This is a genomic window from Micromonospora cabrerizensis, from assembly GCF_022230955.1.
GTDB lineage: Bacteria > Actinomycetota > Actinomycetes > Mycobacteriales > Micromonosporaceae > Micromonospora > Micromonospora cabrerizensis.
Genome location: NZ_JAKKFI010000089.1, coordinates 62,931 through 75,193, shown reverse-complemented (window position 1 = coordinate 75,193; position 12,263 = coordinate 62,931). Strand labels below are relative to the sequence as shown.

The 12,263-nt window shown below is 71.9% G+C and carries 12 protein-coding genes and 1 riboswitch; of the genes, 6 read left to right on the top strand and 6 right to left on the bottom strand.

Annotated elements, in window-relative coordinates; all coding sequences use genetic code 11:
* The first annotated feature begins 65 nt into the window (after positions 1 to 65).
* The 5 genes from LADH09A_RS23845 to LADH09A_RS23825 are packed head-to-tail and all read left to right on the top strand — an operon-like array spanning position 66 to position 5,196.
* Complete coding sequence (locus LADH09A_RS23845) at positions 66 to 1,655, top strand: ABC transporter substrate-binding protein (RefSeq protein WP_238647782.1); 1,590 nt, start codon at positions 66 to 68, stop codon at positions 1,653 to 1,655.
* Positions 1,625 to 2,644, top strand: a complete 1,020-nt coding sequence (locus LADH09A_RS23840) for an ABC transporter permease (RefSeq protein ID WP_238647694.1) — start codon at positions 1,625 to 1,627, stop codon at positions 2,642 to 2,644. Before LADH09A_RS23845 ends, LADH09A_RS23840 begins: the two co-directional genes overlap by 31 nt.
* On the top strand, positions 2,637 to 3,521 hold the full coding sequence (locus LADH09A_RS23835) for an ABC transporter permease (RefSeq protein ID WP_238647693.1): 885 nt from the start codon (positions 2,637 to 2,639) through the stop codon (positions 3,519 to 3,521). Before LADH09A_RS23840 ends, LADH09A_RS23835 begins: the two co-directional genes overlap by 8 nt.
* On the top strand, positions 3,518 to 4,519 hold the full coding sequence (locus tag LADH09A_RS23830; protein ID WP_238647692.1) for an ABC transporter ATP-binding protein: 1,002 nt from the start codon (positions 3,518 to 3,520) through the stop codon (positions 4,517 to 4,519). Before LADH09A_RS23835 ends, LADH09A_RS23830 begins: the two co-directional genes overlap by 4 nt.
* Positions 4,516 to 5,196, top strand: coding sequence for an ABC transporter ATP-binding protein (locus LADH09A_RS23825; RefSeq protein ID WP_238647691.1), 681 nt, complete (start codon positions 4,516 to 4,518; stop codon positions 5,194 to 5,196). Before LADH09A_RS23830 ends, LADH09A_RS23825 begins: the two co-directional genes overlap by 4 nt.
* A 69-nt stretch (positions 5,197 to 5,265) precedes the next feature.
* Here LADH09A_RS23825 and LADH09A_RS23820 read toward each other — a convergent pair whose 3' ends face one another.
* From LADH09A_RS23820 to LADH09A_RS23795, 6 genes are all read right to left on the bottom strand, one after another.
* On the bottom strand, positions 5,266 to 6,165 hold the full coding sequence (locus LADH09A_RS23820; protein ID WP_238647690.1) for an ABC transporter substrate-binding protein: 900 nt from the start codon (positions 6,163 to 6,165) through the stop codon (positions 5,266 to 5,268).
* An 85-nt stretch (positions 6,166 to 6,250) separates the two neighbouring features.
* Complete coding sequence (locus LADH09A_RS23815; protein ID WP_238647689.1) at positions 6,251 to 6,577, bottom strand: hypothetical protein; 327 nt, start codon at positions 6,575 to 6,577, stop codon at positions 6,251 to 6,253.
* Entirely contained in the window at positions 6,574 to 6,753 is a 180-nt protein-coding gene (locus tag LADH09A_RS23810; RefSeq protein WP_238647688.1) for a hypothetical protein, read from the bottom strand. The genes LADH09A_RS23815 and LADH09A_RS23810 overlap by 4 nt, the downstream gene beginning before the upstream one ends.
* Positions 6,754 to 7,088: 335 nt before the next feature.
* Positions 7,089 to 8,300 (bottom strand): helix-turn-helix domain-containing protein, encoded by a 1,212-nt coding sequence (locus LADH09A_RS23805; protein ID WP_238647687.1) that lies wholly within the window; start codon positions 8,298 to 8,300, stop codon positions 7,089 to 7,091.
* A 401-nt stretch (positions 8,301 to 8,701) separates the two neighbouring features.
* Positions 8,702 to 8,968, bottom strand: coding sequence for a hypothetical protein (locus LADH09A_RS23800; RefSeq protein ID WP_238647686.1), 267 nt, complete (start codon positions 8,966 to 8,968; stop codon positions 8,702 to 8,704).
* Positions 8,969 to 9,123: 155 nt separating this feature from the next.
* Positions 9,124 to 9,567, bottom strand: a complete 444-nt coding sequence (locus LADH09A_RS23795; protein ID WP_274530064.1) for an acyl-CoA thioesterase — start codon at positions 9,565 to 9,567, stop codon at positions 9,124 to 9,126.
* A gap of 189 nt (positions 9,568 to 9,756) precedes the next feature.
* A riboswitch (cobalamin riboswitch) is annotated at positions 9,757 to 9,971 on the bottom strand.
* A gap of 251 nt (positions 9,972 to 10,222) precedes the next feature.
* On the opposite strand from LADH09A_RS23795, the gene LADH09A_RS23790 reads away from it, so the two are divergent.
* Complete coding sequence (locus LADH09A_RS23790; RefSeq protein ID WP_238647684.1) at positions 10,223 to 12,199, top strand: DUF8832 domain-containing protein; 1,977 nt, start codon at positions 10,223 to 10,225, stop codon at positions 12,197 to 12,199.
* Positions 12,200 to 12,263 lie beyond the last annotated feature (64 nt).

Genomic DNA, 12,263 nt, shown 5'->3' with positions numbered 1-12,263 from the left:
GTTGCGGCGTCACGCCCACCCGACCACGACTTCTCCCCACACCACAGGAGCGTTCTGTGACCCGGATGCGTCCGACCTTCCGACGCCTCGTGGCGTCGACCGCGGCAGCGGGGATGCTCGTCCTCGCCGGTTGCTCGGCCCCGACCAACCCCGACGGTTCGTCCGACGGCACGACGCTGGTCGTCGCCACCTCCGACGAGCCGGACGCGCTGAACCCGGTGCTCAACTACGGCGTCGACGGCGCCGCGCTGATCTTCGACGGCCTCGTCTCCCGCGACGGCGACAATCGACTCGTCCCCGGCCTGGCCGCGACGTTGCCGACGGTGTCGGCCGACGGGCGGACCGTGACCGCGAAGCTGCGCGACGGCGTGCTGTTCCACGACGGCACCGCGCTGACCGCACAGGACGTCGTCTTCACGTACCAGGCCGTCCTGGATCCGAAGGTCGACTCGACGCTGCGCTCCGACCTGGACATGGTGGAGTCGGTGACCGCCCCCGACCAGGCGACGGTCGTGTTCAGGCTGCGCCACCCGTACGCGCCGTTCCTGCAACGGCTCACCCTCGGCATCGTGCCGTCCAAGCTGCTCAGCGGGCAGGACGTCAACACCGCCGGGTTCAACCGCAAGCCGGTCGGGACCGGGCCGTACGCCGTCGAGTCGTGGACGCCGGGCGACCGGCTGGTGCTCACGGCCAACGAGCGCTACTTCGCTGGCCGGCCGGCGAACAACCGGGTCGTGGTCGCGTTCGTCGCCGACGACAACGTCCGCGCCCAGCGGATGCGTGCCGGCGAGTTCGACGCCGCCGAGTTGCCGCCGAAGCTCGCCGCCGCCTTCGATGAGGACACCACGTACCGGGTGCAGCGGGTGCCGACCGCCGACTACCGCGGCGTGATGCTGCCGGCGGGCAACCCGGTCCTCGCCGACCCGGCGGTCCGCCGGGCGCTCAGCCTGGCCGTCGACCGGTCCGCGATGGTGTCCGGCATCCTCGGCGGCGCCGGCGAACCGGCGTTCGGGCCGATCCCCCCGACCTCCGAGTTCGTCGATCCCTCCGTCGTCGGCGCGCCGACCGCCGACGCGACGGCCGCCGCGGCGCTGCTCGACGCCGCCGGCTGGAAGCCCGGTCCGGGCGGGGTACGCGCCAGGGACGGCCGGCCGGCCCGGTTCACGCTGATGTACCCGGCCGGCGACACCCTGCGCAAGGACCTGGCCCTCGCGGTGACCGCCGACGCGAAGAAGATCGGCATCGAGGTGACCCCGGCGGGGCTCACCTGGGACGCCATCGACCCCCGGATGAAGTCCGACGCCCTGCTGATGGGCTACGGCACCCCGTACGACCCGGACTTCGTCTCGTACAAGCTCTTCGGCTCCACGTTCGCCGGGCAGGGCTACTTCAACCCCGGCTCGTACCGCTCGGAGGTGGTGGACCGGGCCCTGCAGAACGGCCGGGACCAGATCGACCCGGCCCTGCGCAAGGCCGCGTACGCGCAGTTCCAACAGCAGCTCGCCGCCGACGTGCCGTGGCTGTTCCTCACCTACCTGCGGCACACCTACGTGCTGAAGTCCTCGGTGCGGGGCGTGACCCCCCGGGTCGAGGCGCACGAGCACGGCGTGGCCAACAGCATCTGGTGGAACATCGACACCTGGACGCGGTCGTGACCCGCTCCGGTCGCCTGGCCGGGGCCGGTGCGGTCGTCCGGCGTCGGCTCCTCGTCGCCGTGCCGGTGCTCGCCGCGACCAGCATCGGGATGTTCGCCCTCGGCGCCGCGTCGCCGGTCGACCCGGCGAAACAGTACGCGGGCGCGGCGGCCTTCACCGCCACCGAGGAGAACCTGGCGCAGATCCGCGCCAACTGGGGTGTCGACGACCCGTTGCCGGTGCAGTACCTGCGCTGGATCGGCAATCTCGTCCAGGGCGACCTGGGCTGGTCGACCAGTCGACACGAGCCGGTCGCCTCGGTGCTCGCCGCCCGGGCGGGCTGGACGCTGCTGCTGATCGGCGTGAGTCTCGCCCTCGTCCTGGCCGCGAGTCTGCTGCTGGGCGCGCTGGCCGCGTACCGCCGGGGTGGGCTCTTCGACCGCGCGTTGCGGACGGCGGCCTACGCGGTCCAGTCGATGCCGGTGTTCTGGCTGGGCCTGGCCGCGATCGCCGTGTTCGCGCTGGCCCTGGGATGGTTGCCGGCCGGCGGTCTCACCGACGTCACCGCGACGAGCACGTCCTGGGGCGACGTGGCGCACCACCTGATCCTGCCGGTCGGCGTGCTGGCGGTGTCCCAGGCGCCGTGGTTCGTGTTGTTCGTCCGGGACGCGGTCGCGGAGAGTATGCGCGACGATCACGTGCTCGCGGCGCGGGCCCGCGGGTTGCCGGGGCGGACGGTGCTGTTCGGGCACGCGCTGCGGACCGCCCTGCTGCCGTTCCTCACCCTGGTCGGCACCCATCTGCCCGAGCTGGTCGGCGGGGCGGTGCTGGTCGAGACGGTCTTCTCGCTGCCGGGCCTCGGCGCCGTCACGGTCGCCGCCGCGATGGGCAGCGACTTCCCGCTGCTGGCGGCGATCACGCTGGTCACCACCGCGGTGGTGCTGGCCGCGAACCTCGCGACCGACCTCGCCTACGCCGCCGCCGACCCGAGGGTACGACTCGATGGCTGACCTCGCTGCCCGACCGGCGCTGCTCCGGACCGCCCGGTCCCGGCTGCGGCTGCGGCCCGGCCAGGCCGGTGTCGTCACGGCCGGCCTCGTGCTCGTCGTCGCCGTCGTCGGCTCGCTCCTCGCCCCACTCGTCTGGCCGCTCGACCAGAGCGCTGTCGCGTTGGACCAGACCCGGTCGGCGCCGTCCTGGGCGCACCTCGCCGGCACCGACGACCTCGGCCGGGACGTGGCGCACCGGGCCGTCTACGGGCTGCGGGTCTCGCTGCTCGTCGGTGCGGTCGCCGCGCTCGTCGCCACCGTCCTCGGCGGCGTGGTGGGCGGGATCGCCGGCACCCTCGGCGGCCGGGTGGACCGGATCCTGATGCGGGTCGTGGACACCATCGCCGCGATGCCGCACCTGCTGCTGGGCATCTTCATCGTCGCCATGCTGCGTCCCAGCCTCGGCGCGGTGATCGCCTCCGTTGGGCTCACCCACTGGCTCTCCACCGCCCGCATCGTCCGATCCGAGTTGCTGAGCCTGCGTACCCGGCCGTTCGTCGACGCCGCCATCAACGGCGGCGCCGGCCGGCGTCGGGTCCTGGTGCGACACCTGCTGCCACACGTGCTGCCCCGGCTGGCGCTGGCCACCACCCTGATGATCCCGCACGCGGTGTGGCACGAGACCGCGCTGTCGTTCCTCGGCCTGGGGCTGCCACCGCACCTCGCCTCACTGGGCAACATGATCAACGACGGTCAGGGGTCGCTGCTGACCGGCGCCTGGTGGGCCAGCCTGGCGCCGGGGGCGGTCATCGTCGTCGTCACCCTCGCCATCGCGGTCCTCGCCGCCCGCTGGCGCGACCGCCTCGATCCCCGGGTCCGAGCGGAGCTGCACCTGTGACCACCACCGAGCGTCTCACCGCCCCGACACCCGGCCGCAGGGCCGTGCGTCGCCCGTTGCTGGCCGTGGACGGTCTCGGCGTTCAGTTCCGGCTCCGGGACACGCGCATGCACGCCGTCACCGACCTCAACCTCACCGTACGGGCCGGCGAACTGCTGGCCGTTGTCGGTGAGTCCGGCTGCGGCAAGTCCGTGCTCGCCCACGCCCTGCTCGGCCTGTTGCCGGGCAACGCGACGGTCACCGGTCACGCCGTGCTGCACCACCCGGACGCCGACCCGGTCGACCTGGTCACCTGCGGTCAGCGCCACCTGGCCCGCCGGGTACGCGGTCGCCGGGTCGGGCTGGTTCCGCAGAGCCCGGCCACCGCGTTGAACCCGGTCCGCACCGGGCGACGACTGCTCACCGAGACGCTGCGGGCGCACGGCCGGCGCCGCGAGGACGGCGACCAGCTCGCGGTCGACGTCGGGCTCGACCCGGCCGACCTGGACCGCTACCCGCACGAACTCTCCGGCGGCATGGCGCAGCGCCTGGTCACCGCGCTCGCGCTGGCACCGGACCCGTCGCTGCTCATCGCCGACGAGCCCACCACCGGCCTCGACCGCCCGCTGGTGGACCACACCCTGGACCTGCTGCGCCGCCGCTGCGACGAGGGCTCGGCCGTCGTGCTCATCACGCACGACCTGGCCGCCGCGCAGCGGGTCGCCGACACCGTCGCCGTCATGTACGCCAGCCGCATCGTGGAGCACCGGGACGCCGACCAGCTCTTCACCGCACCAACCCACCCGTACGCGGCGGCGCTGCTCGACGCCCTGCCGGACCGCGCCTTCCGGCCGGTGCCGGGCGACCCGCCGATGCTCACCGCGCTGCCCGCGGGGTGTGCGTTCGCGCCCCGCTGCCCCCGTCGCACCGACATCTGCGCGAGCCAGCCACCGCCGACAGCGGTCACCGGGGGCGCGGTCGCCTGCCACCACCCGATCACCACCGGAGCCGTCACGTGACCAGCTCGCCGCACCTACTCGCCGACGACGTGACCGTCGGGTACGGCCGGCAGGTCGTCCTCGACGGCGTCACCCTGCGCGTCGATCGGGGCGAGACGGTCGGCCTTCGCGGCCCGTCCGGCTGCGGAAAGTCCACACTGGTCCGGGTCCTGGCGCTCCTGCACCGCCCCGACCACGGCCGGGTCAGCATCGACGGCACCCCGGTCGACGGCGTGCGCTACGCCGTGCCGGTCGGCCTGCGCACGCGCGTCGCCGTGCTCTTCCAGAGCCCTCGCGCCGCCGCCGACCCCCGGCTGAGCCTCGACGACCTGATCGCCGAACCGCTACGCGCCGTCCGAACGCCCGAGCCGACCATCCGCGAGCGGGTAGCCGAACTCACCGACCTCGTCGGCCTCACCCCGGACCTGCGCGCCCGGCGGCCACACGCGGTGTCCGACGGGCAACTGCAACGGGCCTGCCTCGCCCGGGCGCTCGTACACCGCCCCGACTACCTGCTCTGCGACGAGGCCACGGCGATGCTCGACGCCTCGACCCAGGCGCACGTCGCCGCCGTCATCCGCGACTACCAGCGGACGCAGCACGCCGGCGTCCTGGTCATCACCCACGACGAGATCCTGCTGAACCGCTGGGCCGACCGGGTCGTCGGCCTGGCCGACGCGGCGAGGACACACACCTGATCCCCGGGCAGGGCCGGACAGTGCCGAGCAGCGTCAACTATTCATCCCGGCCACTCAGGCGCGGCCGGATCACCCGACGTCGGGAGACACCCGCCGAGCGCGGGAGTCGGGACGGCCAGCGAGGATGCCGGCGAGGATCTCTGCGCCGTCGACGACCCGCGGGCCTGGGCGGTTGAAATAGGCAGGCCCGTCGACCACCCACACCTGCCCCTGACGAACCGCGGGCAGGTCCGCCCAGCCGGGTTGCGCCGCCGCCACCGACAACTCGTCGAAGGTCCGCTCGGGCGTGAACCCGCACGGCCCGAACACCACCACCTCGGGAGCCAGGTCGGCGACCACCGACCACGGGTGCGGGGTGCTGTGCGAGCCCGGCCCGAGCAGCAGAGACCGCCCGCCCGCGTAGGTGATCTGCTCCGGCACCCAGTGCCCGCCGGGCATCAACGGGTCGATCCACTCGACGAACAGCACCGTCGGCGCGCCGGTCGCCGATCCCGGCAATGCGGCGAGGCGACGCCCGGCGTCGGCTCGGATCTCCGCCGCCCTGCCTTCGGCGCCGGTCAGCGCGGCCACGGCGTCGACCGTGTCCAGGATCCCGTTGATGGTCCGCGCCTCCAGGGACACCACCCTGGTGTCGAGATCGATCAGACGAACCGCGTCGTTGACCCGCTCGTAGGAGACCGCGCACACATCGCAGAGATCCTGGGTCAGGATCAGATCCGGCTTCAGGTCCTCCAGCATGGCGACGTCGAGCTGGTACAACGACGATCCCCGGTGCGCGTCACCGGCGATCGCCGCCGAGATCTCCCGGCTCGTCAGGGCCTCGGGCAGGGACGTCGCGGTCACCGCCGGGATGTCGGCCAAGGCCCCCGGCGGCCAGTCACACTCGTGGGTACGGCCGACCAGGTGCCTGGTCAGGCCGAGCATGGCCACGATGTCCGTGGCCGCCGGCAGCAGGGAGACGATTCGCACGTCCGCCTGCCTACCAGGCGCGACCGAGCCGCGTCCACTCCCGGCAGCGAGGCCACGGCGGCCATCAACGTGGCCAACGAGCGCCTCAGCTCAGCACGCCTCGACGCTGCTCTCGATGGCGCGCCTCCCGGCTCGGTTCGGTTGGCAGCGTTGCTGCGCTTCGCTGCTGCACTGCTGGCTTCGACAGCTCGGCCTCCCTGGTCCATCCGAGAAACCGGCGGTGCAGCACGCCGGCCGGGGTCCAAGGCATGTCCTCGGTCGCCTGAACGAGGTAGGACCCGAGGTAGAGGGCCAGCGACACGGGAGCATCCGCATACTCCGCCCGCAGCTCGCGCTTCCGGGTCAGGCAGGGCCAGGGCAGGCCGCAGCCCTCGCAGCTCCAGATCGGCATGACCGGGCCGTGGACGGTCACCGCACACCCGCCAGGAAGCGAACGGTGATCGCCCGTGCCTGCCGACTGGTCGCCCGATCGACCTGCCAGCACGGGTACGGCGTGAGCAGTGCCCACCACGCCCGGCAGCCGCTGCACATGCCGTCAGGCCCTCGGACGTGCACCGCGATGGTCGCCTTCTGCTGCCCGCCACTCACTGCTCACCTTCCTGCGGCCAGTGGCCACGATTGATCGGAATCCGGTGCCGGGCACGGCATGGCAGATCGGCTCCACAACGGCAGATATGCCGCCAGAGCCGCCACGACCACACCGGCCGATGCCTGCGGGCGAGAGTCAGCGCGGTGGCCGAGAGGCATTCGTCATACGAGACGCGCCGCACGGACCCTCCCTCGTTCGAGCACGAGGACGGCCTCTTGCCCTCGAAGCTGAGGGGACGCGGCGGCCAGGCGATACCCGCACCGCCCGCCGCATCCCGTGAGCAAGAAGCTACGGTGGGTCGCGGAGCGGAATGGGTACGGTTCCTAACCTTGGATCACGAAAGCAACCCGACCTTGATCGCGAGGTCACGGGCGTCGTCACGAGTGGAACGCGGGCCGTCGAGCAGGTCCAAGGTGATCTGGCGGGCATAACCGTTGAAGCGGATCGTCTCCGGGGCCGATTCGTACGCCTGCCGGAGGGTCATCATGGCCGCTTCCTTGTCGTCCTTGCCGTAGTGCGCCCGCGCGACTTCGATGAGATGGCGTGCCCGGCGCGGCCTCGACGGGATCGCGGCGGAATCATGACGGCGGGCCTGTCGCACCGCCTCACCGGACTTCTGCAACTCCACCGCCACGGTCACCGCGTGAGCGCCCATGATGACCTGTGAGAACGATGTCTGCGGCTGATAGAAGCCCTGCGGCAGGCGCTGCGCCACCCGGTCCGCGCGGTCCCAGTACCGCCAGGCTCGACCGTCCTCACCAGCGCGGGCCGCGGTGTAGGCAGCCTCGAAGTTCAGTGCACCCCAGAGCGCCAACAGGTTCGTGTTCCCGTCGGCCGTGCGCAGCTCCAGCGCCGACAGGAGGTCCACCGTCACCGCCATCGCAGTGTCCCAATCACCGGCATCCCGATGTACCTGGCACAGGAACCATCCCGCGCACGCCAGCGCCTCCGGGTCGCCGGACTCCTGTGCCGCCACCATCGCTCGGTCCGCGACCCGCCACAACAACTCGGCGGCGGGTTGGTAGGCAAGAAACATCTGCGTCAGCCCGAACGTCTCCGCCAACAGGGCTTGAGCCTGCCGACGCTCATCACCCTCGTACGCCAACGCGGCGCGCTGCACGTCGCGCAGCAGCCCCGGCAACAACCCGCCCAACACCGTGCGGTGATCCGACGCCTGATGGCGTGCCCGCCAGGCCATCGCAAGCCGCTCTCTCAGGCTCGTCAACGACTCCGGGGAAGCCTCGTCGGACATTGCGAAGCGGTTCACGGCGTCACGGACGGACGCCAGCGCCGGATGCTCCGGCCCATTGACGACAGCAGACCGGGCGCTCAACTCCCCGGCCAAGGCAGACACGTCGACCTTGAGAGCACGCGCGATGGGATCCAGCATGTGAATGCGCGGCGGCAAGATGCGATCGGTCTCCACTGCCTTGACCCACTCGGCGCTGCGCCCGACCAACCCCCCGAGCACCGCACGGGTCTTCCCGGACCGCTCCCGGTAGACCTTCAACCGCTGCCCGAAAGTCAACTCCGGCAAGGAATCCATCCCGGACCTCCTCGTAGCGCGGGACGCAGCGTCGACGCTCAGGCCGCCGTGCCACCCAACGCTACCGGCCGGCCTGCCGCCTCATAACCCTCACACGCCGCGCGCTGCCTTCCACGCCGACACCCAAAGCCCTGGACTCCTCGCTGGCAAGTTCCGGGGCGCTTCGTGCGGCGACATCCGTCCTCGCACGCGACCTCGGGCGACGCACTGCCACCCGAGCTGCTGTTCCAGGGCCCTTGACCTGGGCGCGCGGTCCGCCATCATCCGAGCTTGTCCACTGGCGTCCGCACCGATCGTCACTCGGTTAGTCCCCCAGGATCGCCCGCCTCGCCCACCCGCACAACATTCTCACGGGTCGCCCGCCACACATGCCGGGGCAACGCCTTGTTGAGCTACAGGCGCTAGCTGAGTAACAGTTGCCCGTCGGCGACCAACATCGCCACGCCCGCCAATATCATCAACACCCCGAAGAGCCTGTCGAACACAATGAAGAAGGTGCGGCGTCGAGCCAGTCGGTCATCCGTCCACCTGAAGGGACTCAGCGGACGCACGATCTGCATCGATAGTTCTATATGTTTTGTCGCGATGCCGCGATAGTCACTCGCGAGGGCCGCTCCAATCACGATGAAGAGCAATCCCAATAGAAGTCCGAGCAGAACCTGCCACATCACGATGCCTCCGCCGAACGGATCCCGGGCAGCCCCGCTGACACAGCGAGGCTAGACGACATCCTCAAGCCATCCCGTCTGCCGCCGACCCGCCCTCCTGGGGAGTGGGCTGCTCCTCGGACCGGCCAGCGCCGCAGCGGACGGACCGACACGTCTCAGCCGTCGACGCCGTCGAGCAGCGCGCGTCGCAGCGCCAGCCGGTGCTCCCGGCGGATCTCCGCCTCCCGGTACCGTCGCCGGTCCCCGTCGGTCTCCGGCAGCAGCGGCGGCACCGTCCGGGGCTGACCGTCGTCGTCGATGGCGACCATGACCAGGTGTGCGGTGGCCACGTCGGTGGGTGGCACCGCCCGGTCCCACCGGTCGGCGGTCACCTTGACGGCCACCTCCATCGAGCTGCGGCCGGCCCAGGTGATCCGGGCGTCGACGTGTACGACGTCGCCGACCCGCACCGCGCGCAGGAACGCGGTCTCGTCGATGGCGGCGGTCACCGCCGGCCCGTCGGAGTGCCGGGCGGCGACCACACCGGCGACGGAGTCGATGAGGTTGAGGATCCGGCCGCCGTGCACCGTACCCATCAGGTTGGTGTGGTGCTGGTCCATGATCTGCGACAGGGTGAGGTGCGACGCCGACGGCGCTCGGCCGGCGATCGTGGTGGTGTCGTGCACAGCGGTAGTCCGTCCCTCGGGAAACCACACCGCCGGGTCACGGGCACACGCTGACGAGGACGCGCCACACGCACGGCCCGTCACCCGCCCAGCCCACCCGCGAGGCCGACGGCAGCGCACACGGTTGTGTACGCGGCGCCGGCAGGTCTTCGGACTCGCGGGCCTGACCGGTCGCGCCGGTCCCCTACTGGCCGTCGCTTCCCAGGCCCGCTGGCCCAGTGCTGATGACGGCGGTCGTTCCCACTCACCGCTGCGGGGCAGCCCCGGATTTCCACCGGGTTCCCTCTTACGACGCCCAGTCGGTCCCGACGGGGCGAACCAGCGCCGTCGGCAGCATAGCTGGCCAGGGATTCCGTCCATCCGGCGCGTCGTACCGCAGCCGCACGGCGTCCTCGTCGTCACCTTTTGCCATCTGAGGAAAAAGATCGCCAGCTCTTGAAAAAAGTCTCGCGACGGTCAGGATATTCAGATGCGTCGTCTCCCTCAGACTTGCGGGCGGGTGGTCTCGGGCCTCCTCGCGTTCCTCCTCGCCTCGGCGGTTGCCCTCCTCGCGTCCGCCCAACCCGCCGCAGCTCACGGGACTCTCGCCATGTCCACACCGGCGAGCGGCGCCACGGTGAACGAGCCAGTGACGTCGGTGCAGCTCTACTTCACCGAGAAGGCCGCCGCCAACGCGTTCTTCACCATCACCGCCCCGGGCGGCGTCCGGGTCGACAACGGCTGGTCGTACGGGGAGCCGAAGCCCCTGGACAAGCCGGTGCGGGAGTATTTCCTGGTCAACGGGCAGTTCGAGCCACGGGAGTACACGACCGGGTTCCCCGCGGTGGTGCCCGTCTCCCACCTGCCGGCCAAGGGCGAATACTCGGTGAGCTACCTGTCGGTCGCCTCGGACGGCGACACCGTGCGGGGCACGTTGACCTTCCGCTACAACGGTCGGGTGACGGCAGCTCCACAGGGGTGGAGCCCGCCGTCGACCCAGCCGGACCCGGCGCTGGTGGCCGCCACCGAGCAGCACGGATCATCCGGGCAGGCCTCCGCGGTTCCGACCACCGGGGCCGAGTCGGCGGCCCCGCCGACCGCGGCTGCGGCGGCCCCGCCGACCGGGTCGGCCGATGAGAGCGGCTCCGGAGCACTGGCGTGGGCCGGCTTGGCGGTGGCGGCCGGGGCGGTGGCCGGGTTCGTCGTCTGGCGTCGCCGATCGGCATCCGCCGGCCGATCCACCGGCCGGGGCCGTACCTCGTCGGCGGCCTCCGGTCGACGCGGCGGCGGCGCCCGTCCCACGGGCAAGGCCGCCGCGGGCAAGGCTGGCGCGGGCAAAACCGTCGGTGGCAAGGCCAGCAGTGGCAAGGCCAACGGTGCCAGGGCCAGCAGTGGCAGGAACAACGGTGGCACGGTCGGCGCGGCGACCGGCATCGTGGCGCAGACCACGGGCGACAAGCGACGCCCCACCACCGTGCCGGCGGCACGCAAGGGCGACGCGGTCGTCACCGCCCGCACGGGCGTCGCAATCGATCCGACGCCGACCGATCAGGCGGCGAAGGCGCCCGCCACCACGGACGACGCGCCAATTGTCGACCCCGACCCACGGCCCGACACGGACCTCGCCGCCGTGACATCGGGGTCCCGGCTCAGCAACACCCACCTGGCGCTGCTCGTCGGCGGGCTGGTGATCGCCCTGCTGGCCGGGTTCGGGCTGGCGCGCATCGGGGCCGGCGACCAGAGCCCGACGGGCGGCAACGCCCGACCGGCCGCGGGCGGTCCGCCCGCCGCGGGGCAGGCGGAGTCCGCGACCGACGGGCACCAACACCCGGCGGGCACCGGGCCGCACACGCATCGCGGTGACGGCGCCACGGGCGAAACGCTGGCGACCGGGACGACGGTCAGCGCCGGTGGCTACACCCTGCAACCGCTGGAGCGGTCCCAACCCCCAGGTGTACGCGCGGACTACCGGTTCCGCATCGTCGGGACCGACCGGCAGCCGGCGACACGCTTCGCGGTCGTGCACGACAAGCCGTTGCACCTGATCGTGGTGGGCCGCGACCTGTCCGGCTACCAGCACCTGCACCCGACGATGGCGCCCGACGGCACCTGGAGCGTTCCCCTGAGCCTGGCGCGGCCGGGCGGCTACCGCGTCTACGCCGACTTCTCCGTCACCGCGACCAACGGCGCGCAGGTCCCTCTCGTGCTGGGCGTCGACCACACCGTGCCCGGGGCGCACACCCCGACCGCGCTGCCGCCGGTGCAGGCGAAGACGACGGCCGGGCCGTACGAGGTGTCGATGAACGGCACCCCGACGGTGGGCGTGACGGCGCCGATGCACTTCCAGGTCAGCGGCGCTCCGACCACGCCGGTGCAACTGGAGCCGTACCTGGGCGCGTACGGGCACCTGGTCGTCGTCCGCGAGGGTGACCTCGGGTACGTGCACGTCCACCCCGAGCCGGAGTTGGTCGACGGGTCGGTCAAGTTCTGGCTGACCGCCCCGAGTTCCGGCAGGTACCGGGCGTTCTTCGACTTCCAGGTCGCCGGGAAGGTGCACACCGCCGAGTTCACGATCAACGTGCCCTGAGCCCGGAACTTTCTCCCTGCTGCGGCCGACCAACCAGCCAGCAGCAATCATCGGAGGAAGAACA

Excerpts from the sequence above, each read along its gene's own strand:
- LADH09A_RS23845 (WP_238647782.1), top strand. The coding sequence starts at position 66 with ATGCGTCCGACCTTCCGACGCCTCGTGGCGTCGACCGCGGCAGCGGGG.
- LADH09A_RS23835 (WP_238647693.1), top strand. The coding sequence starts at position 2,637 with ATGGCTGACCTCGCTGCCCGACCGGCGCTGCTCCGGACCGCCCGGTCC.
- LADH09A_RS23805 (WP_238647687.1), bottom strand. The coding sequence starts at position 8,300 with ATGGATTCCTTGCCGGAGTTGACTTTCGGGCAGCGGTTGAAGGTCTAC.
- LADH09A_RS23800 (WP_238647686.1), bottom strand. The coding sequence starts at position 8,968 with ATGTGGCAGGTTCTGCTCGGACTTCTATTGGGATTGCTCTTCATCGTG.
- LADH09A_RS23795 (WP_274530064.1), bottom strand. The coding sequence starts at position 9,567 with ATGGACCAGCACCACACCAACCTGATGGGTACGGTGCACGGCGGCCGG.
- LADH09A_RS23790 (WP_238647684.1), top strand. The coding sequence starts at position 10,223 with ATGTCCACACCGGCGAGCGGCGCCACGGTGAACGAGCCAGTGACGTCG.